Below are 20,145 nucleotides of genomic sequence, written 5' to 3'. Positions count from 1 at the left end.
AAAGAGACTGTTCGGGCCCTGGTGATATTTCTTCCTATTAAACGTAAGGAGCAGACTATGCGCGAAGTGTGGGTTACATCAGCTGTCCGGACAGCGATTGGTGACTTCGGCGGGGGCCTCAAGGATGTCCCGCCGATTGATCTGGGGGCGACTGTTGTGAAGGCTGCGCTTGAGCGCAGCGCGGTTCCCGGTGACGAGGTCAGGCATCTCGCATTCGGTCATGTGGTCCCGACCGAAGCTCGTGACGTCTATCTGTCGCGGGTAGTGGCACTGAATGCCGGTCTGCCAGAGACCACTGCGGCGTTCAACGTGAATCGCCTTTGCGGGTCCGGACTGCAGGCGATCGTCTCGGCTTCTCAGTCCATCTTGCTGGGAGACACTGAGATTGCGGTCGGTGGCGGTGCAGAAAATATGAGTCGCGGTGGCTATCTGTCCGAAGCCATGCGTTCGGGTGCACGGATGGGTGATACCAAAGTGACTGACATGATGGTTGCTGCGCTGACCGATCCGTTTGGTCGGATGCACATGGGTGTCACAGCTGAGAACGTAGCGAAGAAGTTCGAGATCACTCGCGAGCAGCAGGATGCGCTGGCAGTGGAGTCGCACAGGCGGGCCGTGCAGGCTGTGGCCGAAGGACGGTTTGCGGACCAGATTGTTCCTGTTGTGATCAAGACGCGCAAGGGTGAAGTCGTGTTTGACAAGGACGAGCACCCACGCAGCGATGTGTCAGCAGAGGGGCTGGCCAAATTGAGAGCCGTTTTCGTCAAGGAAAATGGCACGGTCACAGCCGGTAACGCATCGGGTATCAACGATGGTGCAGCAGCCGTTGTCCTCATGAGCGGCGAAGCATTGAAATCTCATGGCACAAAGCCACTGGCACGTCTTGTTGCGTATGCGCATGCTGGCGTCGATCCCGATATCATGGGCATTGGTCCAGTGCCGGCTTCCAAGGCTGTGCTTGCGCGTGCAGGTTTGACACTTGACCAGATCGATGTCATTGAGGCCAACGAAGCTTTTGCGGCTCAGGCGTGCGCAGTGAGCAAGGAACTCGGTTTTGATCCTGAGAAAGTGAATCCGAACGGTAGTGGCATCTCACTGGGTCACCCGATTGGTGCGACCGGTGCCATTGTGACGGTCAAAGCCATTCATGAGTTGCATCGCACAGGTGGTCGCTATGCGCTTGTGACGATGTGCATTGGCGGTGGCCAGGGTATTGCCGCCATTTTCGAGCGTGCGTAACTAAACTCGTTACAAATCCCGGCAAGCTCAGGTCAAGCAGCTTGAGCTTGCCGCGGATCATTGTGTCGCAGAATTAAACGCTCCGTTTTCTTTGCTCAATGAGCCACCACGATTTCTGTTTATCTATCCGGACGACAGCAGGTCAAGGTGGCCGCTTTCCGCGAGTGAAATGACGTTGGGGCCTGCTACGATCAAATGGTCAAGTAACATGACGTCTATCAGTTCAAGAGCCTTGGTCAGTTCGGCTGTCATGTGAAGATCCGCATCGCTTGGTTCTGCCAGGCCGGAAGGGTGGTTGTGAACAATGATCACCGCCGCAGCGTGGTGACCCAGTGCGAGACGGGCGATCTCCCTGGGGTAGATGGGCGTTTCACCAAGTGTGCCGCGAGAGACCTCGTGATCGCTTATCACGCGGTTCAGTGAGTCCAGAAGAATCACTCTGCAATGCTCGATTCGCAAATGTCCCATATTTGCGCGGCAGTAGTCTTTGACTTGCGACGGGTTGGTCAGAGGCTCCCCATTCTTGAGGGAGGCGAGAATGGCTCGTCTGCCAAGTTCGAATGCCGCTGCGAGCAGGCAAGCCTTGGCGGTTCCGATGCCCGGTGTCTGTTTCAGTCCATCGACATCGAGCCTGGGCAGCCCAGCGACGCCGTGGCAGCGTACCAGCAATTCGGATGCGAGCGTGATGGCATGCTTGCCTCTGGTTCCACTCCCGAAAAGCAAGGCAAGTAGTTCTGCATCTGTCAGAGCGGTGGCTCCCTGGCTCAGTAATCTCTCTCGTGGACGTTCTTCGGGTGGCAGCGCGTCAAGCAAAGTCATCAGTCTGGCTCTAGAATAGGGGGTTGAGGTTTCATATCTTTGCACTTTGCCCGGAAGTCATCCATGTCAAATACGCCCGTTGTCCAGTCGGATTCCTACCTGACACTCCACTACCGCATTGTGGTCGAGAGTGGCCCAGGTGCGGGGTCCGTGTTTATCGATACGTTTGGTGGTCGTCCCGCCACTTTGCAGATGGGGATGGGGCAGTGGGCTCCCGGCATGGAGCAGGTGCTTTTGGGTCGACCAGAGGGTGACTGCTTTTCCGAGTCGCTCAGTCCCGAACAGGCATACGGTGAGCGCAATCCTGATCTTCTTCAGTGGGTGAGTCACGAGATGCTCAAGCAGCACGCTGGAGACGATGCAGCGTTCGAGTCGGGTGACATGGTCAGTTTTGCGGCACCAAACGGCGGACAGTACTCGGGAATTTTCAAAGAAATTTCTGATCGCGGTGCACTGTTTGACTTTAACCATCCGCTTGCGGGTAGGCAGTTGCGAATCGACGTTGATCTGATAGGGGTGATCTGATGGCTGGAGAGGAAAACATTCGGGCAACCGGTGTCGTTGACGGAGCCGTTGAGGTCGTTCTTGCACAGCCGCGAGGATTTTGTGCGGGAGTCGATCGCGCAATCGATATTGTTGAACGGGCGTTACAGATACATGGGTCACCGGTCTATGTGCGCCATGAGATCGTCCACAACAAGTTTGTGGTGGACGATTTGCGGTCCAAAGGTGCAATATTCGTGAAGGAGCTTGATGAAGTTCCGGCGGGTGCTCTAGTCGTGTTCTCCGCTCACGGTGTCCCTCAGAAAGTTCAGGATGAAGCCAGGTGCAGAGGTTTGCAGGTGTTTGATGCGACCTGTCCACTTGTTACCAAGGTGCATGTTGAAGTTGCAAAAATGCGCCGCCAGGGGCTTGAAGTAATCATGATCGGGCATGCCGGGCATCCAGAGGTCGAGGGTACGCTCGGACAGTCTCCAGATGGCATGTATCTTGTGGAAGATGAGGAGGACGTCGCGAGGCTTCAGGTTAATGCTCCGGACAAGCTTGCGTTTGTCACGCAAACCACCTTGTCTGTTGACGATGCATCCAAAGTTGCACAGGCGCTCAGAGAAAGGTTCCCTGGTATTCAGGAGCCGAAGAAGAGCGATATTTGCTACGCCACCCAGAACCGACAGGACGCGGTCAAGTTGTTAGCCAGTCGATGCGACCTGGTACTGGTGGTAGGCAGCCGTAATAGCTCGAACTCGAATCGCCTGAGGGAAGTCGCAGAGCGTCTGAATGTGGAAGCCTATCTGATTGATGGGGCAGAATCGATTGATCCGGCCTGGCTTGAGGGAAAACAGACTGTCGGAATCACTGCAGGGGCTTCAGCGCCTGAATTGCTGGTGCAGCAGGTAGTGACGCGCATTAAGGAAATGGGTGCTGTATCAGTGCGAACAATGGACGGGTTGGTCGAAAACGTTTCTTTCCCGTTACCCAAGGGCCTGGGGCGCAAGAATGCGGATGGCGTACACTCGTCGTGAATCGCAAGACTAGCAGGGTTCTCTGCCTTGGATTTTTGCGCATTGCAATATTCAGAAGCATGACTCTCAATATTTGAAAGCGCTGCTGGTTTTCAGCTTTTTTGTTTTTATTCAGTTGGTTACCGTTTGTTTTTAGCATATTTCAGCCTGAGTGGAATATCGCACATCGGGATAAACCCGGTGTCGCTTGCGCACGTCTTGCTGAACAATACGGATCATGACAGCTGAAAGCTGTTCGCTTATGCTTTCATGCTGAATTCGTTTTAGTCAAGAGATTCTGCGTTCCCGGAGTTACCGATTTTTGTTGCAGACCTTGATTGGGTCATTGCTTTCTTAGCAGGAGGAGTATTTTTTATGAAAACAACTTATAAGCCCGTCGGACGTTACCTGACCGGCGTCGCCGCAGGGTTGGTGATGGCGTTTGGCTCTGCGGCAGTCGCCCAGACCCTGCCCAACACCATGACATGGTCTTCCTATGACGTGGGTTCGGCAGGCTATGCTGAGGCATCTGCAATGGCAGACGCATTTGGCAAGAAGTTTGGTACGAAAGTTCGTATCCAGCCTTCAGGTTCTTCCATCGGACGACTGCAGCCCGTGCTTCAAGGGCGTGCCGATGTTGGTTTCCTCGCAACCGAGACCTTCTTTGCCAGCGAAGGCACTGAAGACTTCGCAGCCAAGCGCTGGGGCCCGCAGGATTTGCGTGTTCTCGCTGGGCGTCCAGCATCGTTTGGTCTGCCTACAGCAGCAGATGCGAATATCAATTCTTTTGAAGACCTGAAAGGTAAGCGCCTTGCGCTGGTCGCCGGCAACCCGTCAGTAAACGTGAAGTGCGAAGCCTACCTCGGATTCGGTGGTCTGACGCTTGATGACGTTGAAGTTGTCATGTTCCCGACCTATGGTGCAGCCATGAGTTCCATCGCAGCCGGTCAGTCTGATGCGACATGCACGACCACGACCCCAAGTCAGATGTACGAACTGGCCGAGTCTCCACGTGGTATCCGCTGGCTTGGTGCATCAGTTGATGACAAGGAAGGCTGGGCCCGTATGCAGAGCCTGGCTCCGTTCTTTGGCCCAACCGTTGAGACCGTAGGTGCGGGTATCTCGAAAGACAAGCCAATGGACATCATGGCGTATCGCTATCCGCTGCTGGTGGTGCGTGCGGACATGAGCGAGGACGAGGTCTATAACCTGATGAAGGGTTTCGATGAAACCTACGATCTGTACAAGGATGCAACCTCGGTGATGCCCCGTTGGGCGCTGGATCAGGCTGGCACGCCACCTGCAGACGCACCATTCCACAACGGCGCAATCAAGTACCTGAAAGAGAAAGGTATCTGGACTGACGCGCATCAGCAGTGGAATGACGCTCGCCTCAAGCGTCTGGAGGCCTTGCGCGCAGCGTGGGCTGAAACGATGAAGGAAGGCAAGGATTTGTCAGACGAGCAGTTCGCAGATCTGTGGAAGAAGAACCGCGAAGCGGCATTGTCTGGACTGAGTTCCTGATAGGTAGTTCATCAGCCTGACAGTTAAGAAGGGCCGGGGCCGCAGCGATGCAAATCACTGCGGCCCTATCTTGCAGAGCAACAGCATACTGCGGTTTTCTTAGAGAATTTTCCATGTCAACAAAAGATAATTCAGACTTGCCTCACGACTCTGGTGACGCGCCAGAAGGGCGAATGAGCGGGGCGACGTACTGGACAGTATTGGCGTTGGGGACGCTAGGCCTGCTTTTGGCCATTAATCAGGTATTTGTGCTTAGATTCATGGGTTTCCAGCCTCTGGGAAACTCGTTTCTGTACTATCTGATTGGAATTTTTCTGGCGGCATCGTTTCTTATTTACCCGATGACGTCAAAGTCTCGCGACACGACTCCCTGGTATGACTGGCTTCTCGCGATAGCGGTGCTGGTATGCACGATTTACCTGGGACATCACGGCCTCACCATCATCGAGCAAGGATGGGATTACTCGGCACCAACCGAAGCAACTGTGATTTCAGGGCTCTTGCTGATCCTCATCATTGAGGGGATTCGACGTTGCGGAGGAACACCATTGTTGGTAGTGGTGCTGCTCTTTGGTAGCTACCCGTTGTACGCTGATCATCTTCCGGGATTCCTCTGGGGAACGCAGTACACCCTGGGCGAGACGATTCGTGCTCACGTCATGGGAGTGGAGAGCGTCATCGGCATTCCGATGCAAGTGGTCGCAAATCTTGTAATCGGGTTTGTTGTGTTCGGCGCAGCTCTCACGGTGACTGGTGGTGGCGACTTCTTCATGAAGCTTGCTACGTCTCTCATGGGCAAGAGTCGTGGTGGGCCTGCCAAAGTGGCAGTGGTCTCGAGTGGCCTGATGGGCAGTTTGTCCGGAAGCGTGATCTCGAACATTCTGACCACTGGTGTGTTCACGATACCCACTATGAAGAAAACCGGCTATCCGCCTCACTACGCGGCAGCGGTGGAGGCATGTGCATCGACGGGCGGAACACTGATGCCACCCGTGATGGGTGCAGTTGCCTTCATCATGGCGTCCTTTCTCGGTGTCGCGTACGCTGAAGTGATGATTGCAGCATTCCTGCCAGCATTACTGTTCTACATCGCTCTGATATTTCAGGTAGACAATTATGCAGCGCGGCATGGTCTCAAAGGCATGGAAGAGAAGGAAATTCCGAAGCTTGGCCCAGTGCTGGCTGACGGATGGCCCTATCTCCTGAGCTTGGGCGTCCTGATCTATATGCTGCTCGGATTGCGTCTGGAGACCTATTCTCCGTACTTTGCAACCCTGGTTTTGCTGGTGATCTCTGCGTTCAAGAAGAGCCATCGCCTGAACCTTCCTCGTTTGCTGCTACTGCTTAAAGATCTGAGCGTCAGTGTTGCCAATCTGGTTGCCATTCTGGCTGGTATTGGCCTGGTGGTGGGTGGCCTTTCCTACACCGGCGTGGCAGGCGCGTTTTCGCGGGAGCTTCTGCTGTACGCTGGGGGCAGTATTCCGTTGATGCTGATCGCAGGCGCGGTGACGAGTTTCATTCTTGGCATGGGTATGACGGTTAGCGCCTGCTACATCTTCCTGTCGATTTTGCTCGCGCCTGCACTGGTCCAGGCTGGCCTGAACCCGTTAGCAAGCCATCTGTTCATCTTGTACTGGGGCATGATGTCGTACATTACGCCGCCTGTTGCACTGGCCTCCATCACAGCGGCGAACGTTGCCAACTCGAATGCCTGGGCAACCAGTTTGAGTGCGATGCGACTGGGTAGCGTGCTGTTCGTTTTGCCATTCATGTTTGTCGTGAATCCAGCGCTGATCATGCAGGGCGAATGGACTGTGATTGCACAAGCTTCGACGACGGCGATTATTGCCATGTGGATGGTCGCGGCAGCGTTTGAAGGCTATCTGTATAAAGCTGGTGCGGTTGAGTGGCCGATCCGGGCCATGTTGCTGGCCGCAGGTGGATGTCTGGTTTTCCCTGGCCCGATTACGGACGTGATCGGTATCGCCTTGATCGCTACATCCTATCTGGCTGCCTCGTTCGTTCCAGGAATGGCCAGGAAACTGTATTAACTGTTTGAGTAGTGGTGTTCGAAAGGGGGCGGGTGTCCCCCCTGATTGAGAACCCAGCCTTCAGGTGTCAGATCTGAAGGCTGGGTTCTCTTTTTTGCGGATGTGTTCTTCGGCTCCCTGTGTGTCAACGCTTAGCCACGCACCGCCTCAAAAGCAACCGTGCCTGGCAACGCGCCAGGTCAAAGTCTGTGACCTGCAACACCATTGCTACAAGACCGCAAGGGATTATGGAGGACAGGAATTCATTGCTATGTGCGGGCTGGTACTTGCCGGTCACCCCCGCGACTGGCCGATCTCCATCGGTGTATCGCTTTGAGTAGACCATTCGAGTAAAGAGTTGTCATATAGCGCCCAGTCGTTCCAACCGAGCATGGCGAGAACGAATGCTGTGGTACTGGCCGCGATTCCTCCACCGCAGTAGTGAATGACAGGCATGTGCGGCTCAAGTCCGGCCTCCTGGATCATCCGCAGAAGCTTCGTCTGGCTGCGAAACAGGCCATTTTCCGGGTCAACAAGATCGCGTGCTGCCAGGTGTCGGCTACCTGGAATACGTCCAGGACGACCGTAGTGCGCACCGCCAGTGCCCTCGTACTGCTCGCGGCTCAAGGCATTGACCAGGCATGCGGGATTTTTGCGAGTCATCTCCTTGACGCGACTCAGATCAGCAATGTGGTTCAATCTGGGGGCGTCCACCGTGTATTGGCTGGGAACGATTGAGGGAATGCTGCTCGTGATTTCACCATGCACCGACTGCCAGGCTTTCAGACCACCGTCGAGTATCGAGACTTGCGTGTGACCCATGACGTAAAACACTAGCCAGGCGCGGGTGATTGTGGTGATCGCACTCGTACCGTAGAGAACAACGTGATCCTCCTTCTGGAGGCCGATGCGTCTGGCAAGCTGTTCAAACTCCTGAGGCTGAAGCATTGTGTAGGGATAGGTCCCCGAAGGATCTGACAGATCTTGAACCATGTCCAGATGAATCGCACCCGGAATATGACCTTGCTCATATGCAGGGCGCCCGCTGATGATTTTTGATGCACCTACGGGCTGCGCGACCATGTGGGTGGTGCAGTCGAAGACCCTGATTCCGGAATCGTGCAAGTGGGTTTTTAACCAGTCGGCGCTAACCAGGTGAGTCGTGGTGACATGGGACATGGTGATCTCTCCTGCAGTTTCTTGAAAGGGTTGCTTGTTCACAACTGAACCCTATTAATGATGCGATGCGTCATAATTACGGGTTATTACTAATTAGCTGTATGAAAAATAGCACGGGGAACAAGATGGGAGAACGCAGTGCCTGAAACATCTAGTAGCCGAAGGTATCACGGCTGGAATATTGTTGCAGCAGCGACCGTTGTGACCTTGCTGACGGTCGGTATGCGCATGGGGGTAGGCCCGTTCTTTCTGCCCATTACAGAGGATCTGGGCTACTCTCGCAGTGTGCTGGCGGGCATCGTCGCCATTGGCATGCTGTTCTATGGGCTCGCAATGCCTGTTGCAGGTTACCTTGTCGGTCGGATTGGAACTCGTGCAGTCCTTTTGATTGGCACATTGATCGTTGTGCTTTCTTCCGTGTGGAGTATTTACGCTCGTGAAGTCTGGTCGTTTTTACTCGCTTACGGGATACTGCTGTCGATTGGCCTGGGGTTTACCAGTCCGGTCGCGCTGACGCCTGTCATAGCCAAGTGGTTTACCCGCAAACGCGGTATGGCGCTGTTCTTTCTGTCAACAGGGTCCATGGCGGGCATTGCCGTGATGACTCCCTTATTCACGATCCTTATCGGCGCAATGGGATGGAAATGGACGATGATCGCATTCGCTGCGCTGTTCACCATCATCATCGCTCCTCTGGCCTTGTGGGTGATTAACGAGAACGCGCCTGCTGACACGGACACCAGGCTAGAGGACAAGGCAGCGGCAGCAAAGGTCGACCAGACAAAAGCCAGGGCGCCTAAACCTTCAATGGTCAATCTGTCGTCGCCCTTGTTGAACTGTTCGTTTAACAAAGCGGTGCAGTCGAGGCCGTTCTGGCAGGTTTTTATAGGACTCTTTGCCTGTGGGTTTAGCATGAACCTGCTTGGAACCCACGGCGTGCCCATGCTAATGGACCATGGGTTCGATGCCATGACGGCATCGGGAGGTATTGGCATGATCGGACTGGTTGCGATCTTCAGTACTGTGATGCTGGGTCGCCTGGCTGACCGTATGCCGAGAAGAGTCTTGCTGGCAATCATCTACTTTGTGCGCGGACTGGGATTTTTTGCCTTGCTGGTTGTGCTAACACCCTTGCAACTCTATATTGTTGCTGCGATTGGCGGCATCGTCTGGGCTGGCAGCATCGCGTTGTCCTCGGCCATACTGGCAGATGTTTATGGCGTGCGACTTGTTGGCATTCTGTATGGGTGGGCGTATCTCGGTCACCAGGTCGGGGCCATGATCAGTTCGTGGTTCGGTGGGTGGGGTTACGAGGCATTTGGCAGCCACTGGCCGGCATTTGGTGCTTCCGGCATTCTTCTGTTTGTCGCAGCAGCGATTTCGATGCAATTGCCAGGCAGGGCTTTACGCCCTGCTATGGCGGCATAGACATCCGTGTTCAGGACTGATTGTCAACCTTGACGTTGAGGAAACGACCATTGCGGTAATCGGTCATCGCCTCCATGATCTGTTGCTGTGAGTTCATCACGAATGGCCCGTATTGCACGATTGGTTCGTTCAGTGGCCGACCGGCAATCAGCAGGAGTCTGCAATCTTTCTGTGACGCAAGGCGCACTTCAGCATGGTCACCCTGAGCCAGAACTGCCATTTGCTGGTTGGAAACAATTTGTTCGCCGACTCTGATCTGACCTCGGTAAACGTACACGAAAGCGTTCATTGCCGGATCGATCATTTCGACGTGTGTTGCCCCAGTCGGCATGTGAATATCCAGAAACAGCGGTTCTGTCACAGGCCTCTGGACTGCACCTGTTACACCGTGACTCTCACCCGCAATGACGCGAACCCGAACCTTGGTGTCAGTCGTGTACTCGGGAATGTCGCTGGCTGCGATGTCCCGATAGCCTGGCTGAACCATTTTGTTGTTTGCTGGCAGGTTCAGCCATAACTGAAAGCCCTCCATCAGGCCATCGGTCTGCTCTGGCAGTTCTGAGTGAATCAAGCCACTTCCCGCTGTCATCCATTGAACCCCACCGGGACCTAGAAGTCCTTCGTGTCCGGCACTGTCGCGATGTCGCATCTGACCGGCCAGCATGTAAGTGACTGTTTCGAAGCCCCGGTGAGGATGATCTGGAAAACCGCCGATGTAATCATCAGGGTTGTCGTTTCGAAACGCATCGAGCATCAGGAAAGGATCCAGGCGGCGTTGCAGGTCTTGTGTCAGGACACGGGTCAGCTTGACACCTGCTCCGTCCGATGTTTGTACGCCATGAACCAGCTTTTCTACACGGCGTGATGCGATGGTTTGATGTTTCATTGATTTTGCTTCCGGGAATAGTATCGTTCGCGTTTGGACAATCTGTTCTGGACGAGGTTCACCGAAGGTCTGCTCAACGTTGAGTCGGAACAGGTTGAGCGACTGGCAGTATGTTGGGGCGGCTTATGCCTGCAACCGAGTGTAACCAGCGTGCCAGGTGATCCGGACAAGACGATTCAATTCGCGAGTGAGCTATCATCGCCTGATTCGGTCATGGTGCGCTCCAGCTTATGGTGGATTCTCTCGCAAGTCACGCAGGCGATCTCGTCCTTTTTGCAACTCTGATTGAGGCAGGCAGTTTCTCTGCGGCAGCAACGAGGCTTGGCGTGCCCAAGTCGACTCTGTCGCGAAGACTTGTAGCGCTTGAAGAAAAGCTTGGCCACAGGTTGGTGACACGTACAACTCGCCGACTGGTCATCACCGAGTTTGGTGAAAGAATCTTGGAGCACGGACGTCGCTTGCAGGAAGAGGTCCAGGCAGTCTCCGACCTGGTGCAAAATGAGCAGGTGCAGCCCAAAGGTCTCTTGCGCGTTTCTTTGCCACCAGATCTCGAGCAACTGGACCTCACCTCCATGCTGACCCGGTATGCCCGACTTTACCCCGAAGTATGTGTTGAACTTGACGTATCAACCCGACGGGTCGACTTGCTGGCCGACCGCTACGATCTGGCCGTACGGATCGCGCGCTCATTGCCCGACGACAGCACCCTGGTCGCCCGCAAGCTCTGCGACATCAATATTCATCTGTATGCCAGTCCCCGATATCTCAAGTTAAAAGGAACACCACGCGAGCCGGCCGAGCTCGAGTGGCATGTGTGCCTGAGATATGTCAACAGTTCAGGCGAGGTCGTGCCCTGGCCTCTTTCGAAAGGTTCGCAGACGATCATACACATGCCAAAAGGACCTGTCGCGTCCAACTCACCCCAGTTACAACGTGATCTGGGTCTTGCCGGAATGGGTGTTGTGGCACTGTCAGATTCGTTTCTGGGGGATGCAATACGGGACGGAAAGCTGGTACGAATCCTGCCGCAATGGTCCTTGCCTTCCATTACGATCTGGTGTGTCACACCAGGCCGCAAACTTCTGCCAGCCAGTACACGTGCTTTCATGAAAATGCTTTCTAAAGAAATGTCGTCGTGAGAGTCACTCTCGATTCTTTGTCGCCTGAAGTACATCTTTTGCGGTTAGGTAGCCATCTTCGATCAGCTTGACGACTGTTGGTCTGGAGAAGTCGTAGGCTCTTGATGGAGGGTTCTCAGGGTTAGATTCACGCATGATACGGGTGATCTGTGTGGCGGCGGTCTCACCCATCAATTGCTGGTAGAGGGGCTCGCTACGTACCCGGTCTGCTTTGTCAGCGGAAAGCTGTGCCATGAGCTGTTCGATCAGCCGGCGATGGCTCATCAGAAGGTCCTGTTTGTTGTGATCCCTTCGTAGTCGCTCAGAAAAAATGATTTCCTCCCGACGAGAATAGACGTCCATCATGTTTTCAGGCATGTGCGCGCGTTTGCCCGTGAACAGATCGATCAGATAGATCTGTTTTCCGGCGGACCCGACGCGTTGCAGCACCGCTTCAAGTGGGGAGTTGCTGATAATTCCGGCATCCCAGTAATGTCGACCGTCGATGGTTGTCCAGTCAAAAGCAGGAGGCAAGCTGCCGCTTGCAAGAATATGATCTGCGCTCAGTTGGTCCACGTGGCTGTCAAACAATACGACATCACTTGTCTGAATGTCCACTGCGGTGACGAGAAGTCGTACCGGACTGTTACAAAGCCCAGGAAAGTCAACGTACTTCTCCAGCAACTCCTTCGCTTCAGAAAAGTCGTACAGGCTGGTCCATTTATGTGGTGCAGGACCTCGCAAAGTCAGCGACTGCATCCATCTCGGGGAGAAAAAACCTGGTACACCAAATGTTGAAATCTGATTGCCGGCGATCAGCCTGCGTGTTGCCTCGTCTCCAAACTCTGGACTGATGGTCGAAACGTCACGCCAGAAATTCTCGAGTGCTTCGGCGGCATGCTCACGGTTGGATGCGATGATGGCGCCGTTGAATGCGCCAATCGAAACTCCTGCAACCAGATCGGGCAAGATGCCGTGCTCTTGTAGTGCTTGAATTGCACCGCATTCAAAAGCACCATAAGCCCCACCGCCCTGCAGGATGAACAAAACCTGTCCAGGTACTTCCCGCAGCGCAAATGAAGCTCGCTTGAGCTTTGCGAAATGTCGCGTCAGATTTACCCGGTCCCGGATCAGGGTCTCAGCTGCCCGGGTATTCTCGCTTGCTCGGCCAAGCGTGAAGAAACCCTCACAGACGCCTTGGTCAAGATACAGTACTTCGAACGGAGGCTTTTTCAATGCCCCTCTGTTGATCCGTTTGCATTGCTCTTGTGTCAGGCCAAGTACGTTATAGCTTTGATCAAAGACATGACTGAAGAAGTAGCTGATGTGCGTGTAAGGCTCAGCTTCTCCCGCCATGTTTCGGGCGGCAATCTTTGCCTGCCGGCCCGCATTGTCCCAGTGTTCTACGCGCATTTGACGCCTGAATACCGGATGCCAGGCATTGGCCACATCGCCAGCAGCGTAAATGTCCGGATCACTGCTTTGTAGGTATTCATTGACCCGCACGCCGTCCTGCAGTTCTATTCCAGACGACAGCAACCAGTTGACGTTTGGTGTCACGCCAGCACCGATGACGATCATGTCACAGGCTAGATGTTCGTCAGTGTCGAGTACCACTGAGGAAACATGATGCTTCCCTTCGAACCTGACAGGGCGCTGCCCGAGACGACACTCGACACCATGCTTTCTGAGCATTGCCTCGAAGTGAGTCGACACATCAGAGTGATGAAGCTTGTAGAGTAGTGTGTCGCGCTCGACAATGACGACTTCGAGTCCTTGCTGTCGTAACGTTCCCGCGACCTCCATGCCAATGAAGCTGCCGCCAATGACAATGGCTCGCTTGCAACGGCTGGCCGATTGTCTGATCGCTTGTGCATCGTCATATGTTCGCAGGTAATGAACCCCCGGCAGATCAGCTCCCGTGATCGCTAGTGGTGTTGCCCTCGCACCTGTTGTGACAAGCAGCTTACGGTACTCGATCACCTCTATGTCTGTCTCGTTGCGAATCGTGAGCGTGTGTTGATGACGGTTGATGCCTGTTGCAGTTGTACCGAGACGCAAGTCAATATTCAGCTCTGAATACCGGGATTGCGGAATCACCGCGGGGAGAGCAAGCTCTGCAGTTGCTTCTGTCCGGTGTTTTGATAGAGGGGGCGATGATAAGGGAGCCATCTTTCCTGCCCGACGAGGAGTATGGAACTCTTCGGGTCGACAGCACGTAGCGTCTGCACCGCTGTTGCCCCTGCCGTGCTACCGCCGACGATGACGTAATCCCAGTTTTGTGTTCTCTTGGCCTTCGGCATTGATTTTTCCAGTGCAGCGTGCAGAGCCTGTCACACACTTGTGTAAGGGGCTCACGCCGCGGTTGATCAGTAAATGGACATGGCCATAGCTGTCGTGAATAGCGCGCCGAATTCGCGGCAGGGAGTGATCTGTTCTTCGGTCAGATTCTTGGGCGCCAGGATCTCCTGTGCTGACTGTGCTTTTGTGTTGATAATCAGCGCAGGTTGAACCAGCTTCAGGCGCCAGCCTGTGGCAATCCGCTCAATCTGCCGAACAGCATTCTGGCCATCGCTACCCGCGCAGACCATGATGCCGTAAGGACGTGCATTCACCTTTTCAAGTATGTCATAGTAAGTTCTGTCAAAAAAGTCTTTTAGCTGCCCACTCATGGCAGCCAGATTTTCAGGGGTCGCAAACACAAAGCCGTGGGCTGACAGGACGTCATTCGCATCAGTCCGGCTAGCATGTCTGATCTCGGTTGTGACGGTTGGTTCTGCGGATGCACCAGCCTCGAAAGCCTCAACCATCTGTCTGGTTCCCCCGGTCAGGGAGTGATAGACGACCAGCAGCTTCTTTTTTTGCGGGTTTTCATGAACCATCCAGCACTCTCCTGGTCAAGGTTGTTGTGACGATCTGAAACAACTGTCGGAGCCAGGCAAAATGCAAGCGAAGCAGATTGCCATTACGCAAGGGAATCCTCTTTTCATACTGTTCTCTTGTCAGAACGGGGTTTCAGAGTATCAAGCTGCTGGAACAAAGTGATCCTGGCGCTGCTAGCGTGGGAGGTTTCTTATCTGGGTTGACGCACAGCTCGATAATGTCTTTCATGCCCTGATTGAAACACCGAAAATTTAAAGGATGTGTACATGACCCCTGAACGAGCAATTTTGTCGATTGTGATGTTCGCCGCGTTTGCTGATGGTGCGAAGGACGATCGAGAGCGGGAGCATATCCGTGAGTTTGCACAACAACTTGGTCAGGACGTTCCTGATCTTTCTGCCGCGTACCAAGACGTATTGATGTCCAGGGTGACATTGCACGACGTCGCGCATGCGCTGACGGATCACCGACAAAAGCAGTATGCGTACGAACTGGCAGTGTGTGTATGCGAAAGTGATTCGACTATTTGTGAGGCGGAACGCACCTTCCTGAGAGATCTCTCGGAGCAGCTCGGATTGTCGGCTCATGCACGGCAGACTCCTCAGATTGAGGCGGCTGACTCGATTGCGCTCGCAGCACAGCAAGCCCTGGCTGAGCCGGCTGTGGAGCAAGTGCCACAGCACGCCGAGTCTGTCAGGCCGGCCTCGCTCAAGATTAATCATGCACAAATTGACTCGATGGTGCTCAAATATGCCATTCTGAACGGCGCGCTGGAGCTTTTGCCGCAATCCTGGGCTTCGGTCGCGATCATTCCGCTTCAGATCAAGATGGTGTACCGGATTGGCAAGCAAGCGGGTTATGACCTGGACCAGGGGCATATCCGGGAGTTGCTCGCTACTGTCGGTGTTGGTTTGACGTCTCAATACGTTGAGCAGTTTGGACGTAAGTTGTTAGGCGGTCTGCTTGGCAGTTTCATGGGCAAGACAGGGCGTAAGGTCGGCCGTTCAGCAGCGTCTGTCGCAATGTCGTTTGCGACAACTTATGCGCTTGGGCAACTGGCTAAACGGTACTACGGCGAAGGCAGACAAATGAGTACGGATCTGCTTAAACGGACATTTTCGGATCTGATGGGTCCCGCTAAATCCATGCAGCAGCAGTATTTGCCGCAGATACAGGAAAAGGCGGCGACGCTTGACGCGCAGCAAGTGCTGTCGATGGTTCGTTCTAACAGCATCTAGGGCGGTGCTGCAGACAATGCGGTAGATAGGTGCCGGGCTGCGACAAACAAAAAACCCTGCTCAGGAATCTCTGAGCAGGGGTGAGTTACCAGGTAATTGGAAAATGATGACTTGTGGGGCATCTCACCCGATTACTCGTATGATTACATCAGATGAGTTGGTAGCATCATGGGTGTGACCCGGTAAGCAATCCATGCCGCCAGATAGGCCAGGATGAGCATGTAAGTGATCGCAATGACCGGGACTTTCCAGCCATTTGTTTCCCGTTTCATGGCCGCGAATGTGGGTAGACACTGAGGTGCAAAGATGTACCACGCGAGCATAGCCATACCAGTGGCCGTCGACCATTGTTGTGTGATGAGCGGGATAAGGGCTTCGGCCGCGGCATCCTCACTACCGGAAAGTGCGTAGACTGTGCCTAGCGAACTGACGGCGACTTCCCGGGCAGCCAGACCGGGGATCAGGGCGATGGATATCTGCCAGTTGAAGCCAATCGGCTCAAGCAGTACCGACAACCACCGCCCAAGAATGCCCGCCAGACTGTATTCGATATCCGCTCCCGTTGCACCAACAGGGGGAGACGGGAAGCTAAGCAATGCCCACAGTCCGATTGTCATGGTCATGATGACACCACCCACTCGGCGCAGGAAGATCTTTGCACGTTGCCAGAGACCAATGCATACGCTCAAAGGGCTTGGAATCCTGTAGGTTGGTAATTCCATTAAAAGTGGTCGAACCTGACGTCCAGTACGGGTTGTCACCTTCAGAACCCATGCGACGGTCATGGCAGACAGAATCCCTGCCATGTAAAGACCGAACATCACCAGCCCTTGGAGTGACAGGCCATAGTCCAGCGTATGGCTGGGGATGAAAGCACTGATCAGGAGTGTGTAGACCGGGAGCCTGGCCGAGCACGTCATGAGCGGTGCAAGCAGTATTGTGACTATGCGATCTCTGGGGTTGCTGATCGTGCGCGCTGCCGTGATCCCGGGGATTGCGCATGCAAAACTGGATAGCAGCGGGATGAACGAGCGACCTGACAATCCTACGCTCCCCATGATTCGGTCAAGTAGATAGGCCGCCCGTGGGAGATAGCCTGATTCCTCGAGGACGAGGATGAAGAAAAACAGGATCAGAATTTGTGGCAGAAACACGAGTACTCCACCTGCTCCCGCGATGATGCCGTCAATAATGAGACTCTTGATCCACCCGTCTGGCAGCCATGCTTCAACGGTTTCGCCGACCCATCCGGCGGCTTCCTCGATCATGTCCATTGGAATCGATGCCCATTCGAACATGGCCTGGAAAATCAGAAACAGGATCGTTACCAGCAACAGCGGCCCGATCACAGGATGCATGACGATGGCGTCGATCCGGGCACTGCGCACGTCCGGGACCAGGTGGTCAATGCCAAGCTGGGTCAGGATCCGCTGCACACGTTTGTGATCCTGTTCCGCCGGGATAGCGTCGTTGCTAATGTCTTTGGGAAGTTCGAGAGCCTGCTTGTTATGAAGTAGCGCTTCGATCAGTTCACGCAACTCGCGGTCACCTCCGGACTTCACCGCAACTGTGCAGACAACGGGAACGCCCAGTAATTCGGATAACTTTCTTGCATCGATACCGATTCCGCGCGCCTTTGCTTCGTCCATCATGTTCAATGCAATCACGCAGGGAAGTCCCTTGCGCTGAACAGAAAAGAACAGCCTAAGGCTACGGCGAAGGTTGGTTGCATCGATAACGCAGATCACCACATCGGGTCTCTTCTCGCCCCTGGCAAAACCAGAGAGCACATCGCACGTGATCCGTTCGTCCTGAGAGCGAGGATAGAGGCTGTAGGTACCGGGAAGATCCAGCACTCTCGCAAATCGCCCGTTTGCCGCACCAAACCTGCCTTCCTTGCGCTCGACTGTCACCCCGGAATAATTGGCAACTTTCTGACGGCTACCTGTCAGGCGATTGAACAGCGCTGTCTTGCCGCAGTTTGGGTTGCCAACCAGGGCGAACAGCATGCCGGGTGGGAACATCTGAACCGGAGATTCAATCATCTTGTGTCTCCACTTTGATGCAGGCTGCTTCAAACTTGCGAATCGCAAACGTACTGGTCCCAACTCGCACTACGATGGGGTCGTTTCCTGGTTTTGCGCGCCGCTGAACGATGACCTGCTCCCCGGGAAGGAATCCAAGTTGTTGCAAGTGCAGGGCGATTTCTGAAAGGCTGGTGGGGGCGTGGACGTGATGAATCCGTCTGAGCTGCCCTACAGCAATCGTGTTGAGATTGTTCATGAAGAATGTAAATAGTAATCATTGTTTTTAAGAACATAAAGTATAACTTAGAAGAATTTGTGTGCAGAGACAACCAGGACGAACGATCGCCTGTGCGTCATGTCGGGACAGTGTTCAGTGGTAATGGAAGTAAGGATGGGCGCCCGGTGTGCGTTGCAACATTCCGGATCGCTTCCCGAGTGCGGTGTGTCTGGACTACACTCGATCGCTCAGCCTGAGTGCCATGCATGGATGCGCCTAGAAAGAAGCTCAGGATAAGCAATACGGTGCACAATGTGCATAACGCATACGAAGGATACGGAGACACGAGGAATGGGACTTCAGTTAAGCAAGGACGGGATCGAGATACTGGGATTGGGTCTGCACTTTGACGAGATGGTTGTTGGCAGAAAGATTCGGACGGTAGGACGAACCATTACAGAGGCTGATCTGGTTTCGTTTGTCAACGCGACGGGTTTTACCGAGGTCTTGTTCACGAATACCGAGTTCTTGAAGAAAGATTCAGACATCAAGGGGCGACTGGTTCCCGGTGCACTGGTCTTTTCAATGGCAGAAGGGCTGATCATGCAGGCTGCGATGCAGCATACTGGATATGCGTTTCTCGAAATGGACATGAAAATTCATGGACCAACTTTTGTGGGCAATACCATCGAGGTGATCAGTGAGATCACCGAGGCTCGTCCGAGCAAGAGCAGACCTGACCGCGGCATCGTACGCACGGTAAATACGGTGGTCAACGAGGAAGGAAAGGCGTTGATGACTTATACCCCTTTGCGTTTTGTCAAGCGAGTAACAGACCAGGCCTAGGCAGTCTGCTAACACGCAAGGGTAGATGGTGGGACGAGCATTGCAGACTTGTGACGGGAGCCCCGGGCGCTCATCGTACGAGCCCGCTAGAAGCAGTCAGTAGCTGCCGGGACGTCTATGATCCCGGGGGCTGGTCAGAGGCAATGCTTGCTCCTTGGAACTTGCTGGTTTCGGGGTGGAAGTCAAGGGAGATCCTGCATGCCTCGATGTGAAGCATTTCTGAGGTGAAGGTGATCCTCCGTATGTCTAATATGGTGCATATATTTCGGAGTACACAGGTCAAGAATCGCCTCGTGTGCTGTTGAGGTCAGAATCGGAATGTACAGACAGACCCGAAATTAACGCCGTGAAGTTGGCATGATTCCTGCTAGAGAAGTTTGCCATGTCGTTCTCAGACATGATCTGTTCCGAGCGAACGTTCAACCTACTTCTCCAGGAAATAAAAATGAAAGCCTACTCTCGCTGTGCAGCCCTGGCCTGTGTGCCTGTCTTGCTGATGGCTGCAGCTGGCGCCAAAGCCGAAGGCACCGACCTTGGCAATGGATTCAATCTGTCAGGGAACATCACGATCGCCAACGACTACCGGTTTCGTGGCTATACACAGACCAATTTCAAGCCTACCGCTCAACTGGGAATCGATCTGACCCACAGCTCTGGCTTTTACCTCGGCAATTGGAACTCAAACGTCGGATGGACGTCAGGGACTTCACTTGAGATGGACTTTTATGGGGGCTGGAAAGGAGACATCGGAAACGGAATTGAGCTAGACATGGGCGTGCTCCAGTACGCCTATCCAGGCTCAACCATGGCTGTTTCTCCAAATACCACTGAGTTGTATGTCGGGATTGGTGCCGGACCTGTCGGGTTTAAAGTTTCCTGGGCACCGACTAACTGGTTTGGTTATGCCGACTCCAAGAACGCTGTATACCTGGATGCAACGGCCGACTTCGATCTCGGAGATGGCTGGGGGATTGGATTGCACGCCGGCTATCAGTTCCTGAACAATGTTCAGGACATCAATGGCAATAACAAGAATGGTTACTTTGACTACAAAGCAGGTGTTTACAAGGATATCAAAGGGTGGGTGTTCGATCTGAGCGTGGTGGGGGCGTCTACTGACAGCCTGTATACAAGTTCCCAGGGGTATAACGCAGGTCGGGTCGGCGTGCTGTTCTCGATCGCAAAGTCATTCTGATCATTTGTTTCCCT

The 20,145-nt window shown here is 54.1% G+C and carries 17 protein-coding genes; 10 read left to right on the top strand and 7 right to left on the bottom strand.

Annotated elements, in window-relative coordinates:
• Positions 1 to 57 precede the first annotated feature (57 nt).
• Positions 58 to 1,239, top strand: coding sequence for an acetyl-CoA C-acyltransferase family protein (locus tag DBV39_RS08500; protein WP_108621166.1), 1,182 nt, complete (start codon positions 58 to 60; stop codon positions 1,237 to 1,239).
• Between the two features lie 123 nt (positions 1,240 to 1,362).
• Here the strand turns inward: DBV39_RS08500 and radC are convergent, their stop codons facing one another.
• Positions 1,363 to 2,058: a RadC family protein gene (gene radC, locus DBV39_RS08495; protein WP_108621165.1), complete on the bottom strand. Its 696-nt coding sequence runs from the start codon at positions 2,056 to 2,058 to the stop codon at positions 1,363 to 1,365.
• 63 nt (positions 2,059 to 2,121) lie between these two features.
• Between radC and DBV39_RS08490 the strand changes: the two genes are divergently transcribed.
• The 4 genes from DBV39_RS08490 to DBV39_RS08475 all read left to right on the top strand — a co-directional run bounded on the left by DBV39_RS08490 (position 2,122) and on the right by DBV39_RS08475 (position 7,135).
• Complete coding sequence (locus DBV39_RS08490) at positions 2,122 to 2,583, top strand: FKBP-type peptidyl-prolyl cis-trans isomerase (RefSeq protein WP_108621164.1); 462 nt, start codon at positions 2,122 to 2,124, stop codon at positions 2,581 to 2,583.
• Positions 2,583 to 3,581 carry a 4-hydroxy-3-methylbut-2-enyl diphosphate reductase gene (ispH, locus tag DBV39_RS08485; protein WP_108621163.1) on the top strand — a complete coding sequence of 333 codons (999 nt, stop codon included), beginning with the start codon at positions 2,583 to 2,585 and terminating at the stop codon, positions 3,579 to 3,581. Before DBV39_RS08490 ends, ispH begins: the two co-directional genes overlap by 1 nt.
• Before the next feature lie 354 nt (positions 3,582 to 3,935).
• On the top strand, positions 3,936 to 5,084 hold the full coding sequence (locus tag DBV39_RS08480) for a TAXI family TRAP transporter solute-binding subunit (RefSeq protein WP_108621162.1): 1,149 nt from the start codon (positions 3,936 to 3,938) through the stop codon (positions 5,082 to 5,084).
• A 113-nt stretch (positions 5,085 to 5,197) separates the two neighbouring features.
• A complete protein-coding gene (locus tag DBV39_RS08475) occupies positions 5,198 to 7,135 on the top strand; it encodes a TRAP transporter permease (RefSeq protein ID WP_108621161.1) in 1,938 nt (645 codons plus the stop codon).
• A 273-nt stretch (positions 7,136 to 7,408) separates the two neighbouring features.
• On the opposite strand, the gene DBV39_RS08470 is transcribed toward DBV39_RS08475, so the two are convergent.
• Positions 7,409 to 8,293, bottom strand: a complete 885-nt coding sequence (locus tag DBV39_RS08470) for a sulfurtransferase (protein WP_108621160.1) — start codon at positions 8,291 to 8,293, stop codon at positions 7,409 to 7,411.
• 138 nt (positions 8,294 to 8,431) lie between these two features.
• Between DBV39_RS08470 and DBV39_RS08465 the strand changes: the two genes are divergently transcribed.
• Entirely contained in the window at positions 8,432 to 9,721 is a 1,290-nt protein-coding gene (locus tag DBV39_RS08465; RefSeq protein WP_227870870.1) for an MFS transporter, read from the top strand.
• A 10-nt stretch (positions 9,722 to 9,731) separates the two neighbouring features.
• Here DBV39_RS08465 and DBV39_RS08460 read toward each other — a convergent pair whose 3' ends face one another.
• A complete protein-coding gene (locus tag DBV39_RS08460; RefSeq protein WP_108621159.1) occupies positions 9,732 to 10,607 on the bottom strand; it encodes a pirin family protein in 876 nt (291 codons plus the stop codon).
• Positions 10,608 to 10,837: 230 nt separating this feature from the next.
• Here DBV39_RS08460 and DBV39_RS08455 point away from each other — a divergent pair, with 230 nt between their 5' ends.
• Entirely contained in the window at positions 10,838 to 11,746 is a 909-nt protein-coding gene (locus DBV39_RS08455; protein ID WP_108621158.1) for a LysR family transcriptional regulator, read from the top strand.
• 3 nt (positions 11,747 to 11,749) lie between these two features.
• Here DBV39_RS08455 and DBV39_RS08450 read toward each other — a convergent pair whose 3' ends face one another.
• Complete coding sequence (locus DBV39_RS08450; protein ID WP_108621157.1) at positions 11,750 to 13,897, bottom strand: FAD-dependent oxidoreductase; 2,148 nt, start codon at positions 13,895 to 13,897, stop codon at positions 11,750 to 11,752.
• Positions 13,898 to 14,094: 197 nt separating this feature from the next.
• Complete coding sequence (locus DBV39_RS08445; RefSeq protein ID WP_108621156.1) at positions 14,095 to 14,607, bottom strand: flavodoxin family protein; 513 nt, start codon at positions 14,605 to 14,607, stop codon at positions 14,095 to 14,097.
• Positions 14,608 to 14,874: 267 nt separating this feature from the next.
• Between DBV39_RS08445 and DBV39_RS08440 the strand changes: the two genes are divergently transcribed.
• Entirely contained in the window at positions 14,875 to 15,846 is a 972-nt protein-coding gene (locus DBV39_RS08440) for a YcjF family protein (RefSeq protein WP_108621155.1), read from the top strand.
• Positions 15,847 to 15,989: 143 nt separating this feature from the next.
• On the opposite strand, the gene feoB is transcribed toward DBV39_RS08440, so the two are convergent.
• Positions 15,990 to 17,891 (bottom strand): ferrous iron transporter B, encoded by a 1,902-nt coding sequence (gene feoB, locus DBV39_RS08435; protein ID WP_108621154.1) that lies wholly within the window; start codon positions 17,889 to 17,891, stop codon positions 15,990 to 15,992.
• Complete coding sequence (locus DBV39_RS08430) at positions 17,884 to 18,129, bottom strand: FeoA family protein (protein WP_108621153.1); 246 nt, start codon at positions 18,127 to 18,129, stop codon at positions 17,884 to 17,886. Before DBV39_RS08430 ends, feoB begins: the two co-directional genes overlap by 8 nt.
• A 312-nt stretch (positions 18,130 to 18,441) precedes the next feature.
• On the opposite strand from DBV39_RS08430, the gene DBV39_RS08425 reads away from it, so the two are divergent.
• Positions 18,442 to 18,936, top strand: a complete 495-nt coding sequence (locus DBV39_RS08425) for a MaoC family dehydratase (protein ID WP_108621152.1) — start codon at positions 18,442 to 18,444, stop codon at positions 18,934 to 18,936.
• A gap of 445 nt (positions 18,937 to 19,381) precedes the next feature.
• Positions 19,382 to 20,131, top strand: a complete 750-nt coding sequence (locus DBV39_RS08420; protein ID WP_108621151.1) for a TorF family putative porin — start codon at positions 19,382 to 19,384, stop codon at positions 20,129 to 20,131.
• Positions 20,132 to 20,145 lie beyond the last annotated feature (14 nt).

The sequence above is a fragment of the Orrella marina genome (genome assembly GCF_003058465.1).
GTDB classification, from domain to species: Bacteria; Pseudomonadota; Gammaproteobacteria; order Burkholderiales; family Burkholderiaceae_B; genus Algicoccus; species Algicoccus marinus.
Note: the sequence above shows the minus strand (reverse complement) of the source record. Positions and strands in the feature narration are given on the sequence as shown.

What these genes read in the sequence shown, in the direction of transcription:
- DBV39_RS08500 (WP_108621166.1), top strand. Translation starts at nt 58, where the DNA reads ATGCGCGAAGTGTGGGTTACATCAGCTGTCCGGACAGCGATTGGTGAC.
- radC (WP_108621165.1), bottom strand. Translation starts at nt 2,058, where the DNA reads ATGACTTTGCTTGACGCGCTGCCACCCGAAGAACGTCCACGAGAGAGA.
- DBV39_RS08490 (WP_108621164.1), top strand. Translation starts at nt 2,122, where the DNA reads ATGTCAAATACGCCCGTTGTCCAGTCGGATTCCTACCTGACACTCCAC.
- ispH (WP_108621163.1), top strand. Translation starts at nt 2,583, where the DNA reads ATGGCTGGAGAGGAAAACATTCGGGCAACCGGTGTCGTTGACGGAGCC.
- DBV39_RS08480 (WP_108621162.1), top strand. Translation starts at nt 3,936, where the DNA reads ATGAAAACAACTTATAAGCCCGTCGGACGTTACCTGACCGGCGTCGCC.
- DBV39_RS08475 (WP_108621161.1), top strand. Translation starts at nt 5,198, where the DNA reads ATGTCAACAAAAGATAATTCAGACTTGCCTCACGACTCTGGTGACGCG.
- DBV39_RS08470 (WP_108621160.1), bottom strand. Translation starts at nt 8,293, where the DNA reads ATGTCCCATGTCACCACGACTCACCTGGTTAGCGCCGACTGGTTAAAA.
- DBV39_RS08460 (WP_108621159.1), bottom strand. Translation starts at nt 10,607, where the DNA reads ATGAAACATCAAACCATCGCATCACGCCGTGTAGAAAAGCTGGTTCAT.
- DBV39_RS08455 (WP_108621158.1), top strand. Translation starts at nt 10,838, where the DNA reads ATGGTGGATTCTCTCGCAAGTCACGCAGGCGATCTCGTCCTTTTTGCA.
- DBV39_RS08450 (WP_108621157.1), bottom strand. Translation starts at nt 13,897, where the DNA reads ATGGCTCCCTTATCATCGCCCCCTCTATCAAAACACCGGACAGAAGCA.
- DBV39_RS08445 (WP_108621156.1), bottom strand. Translation starts at nt 14,607, where the DNA reads ATGGTTCATGAAAACCCGCAAAAAAAGAAGCTGCTGGTCGTCTATCAC.
- DBV39_RS08440 (WP_108621155.1), top strand. Translation starts at nt 14,875, where the DNA reads ATGACCCCTGAACGAGCAATTTTGTCGATTGTGATGTTCGCCGCGTTT.
- feoB (WP_108621154.1), bottom strand. Translation starts at nt 17,891, where the DNA reads ATGATTGAATCTCCGGTTCAGATGTTCCCACCCGGCATGCTGTTCGCC.
- DBV39_RS08430 (WP_108621153.1), bottom strand. Translation starts at nt 18,129, where the DNA reads ATGAACAATCTCAACACGATTGCTGTAGGGCAGCTCAGACGGATTCAT.
- DBV39_RS08425 (WP_108621152.1), top strand. Translation starts at nt 18,442, where the DNA reads ATGGGACTTCAGTTAAGCAAGGACGGGATCGAGATACTGGGATTGGGT.
- DBV39_RS08420 (WP_108621151.1), top strand. Translation starts at nt 19,382, where the DNA reads ATGAAAGCCTACTCTCGCTGTGCAGCCCTGGCCTGTGTGCCTGTCTTG.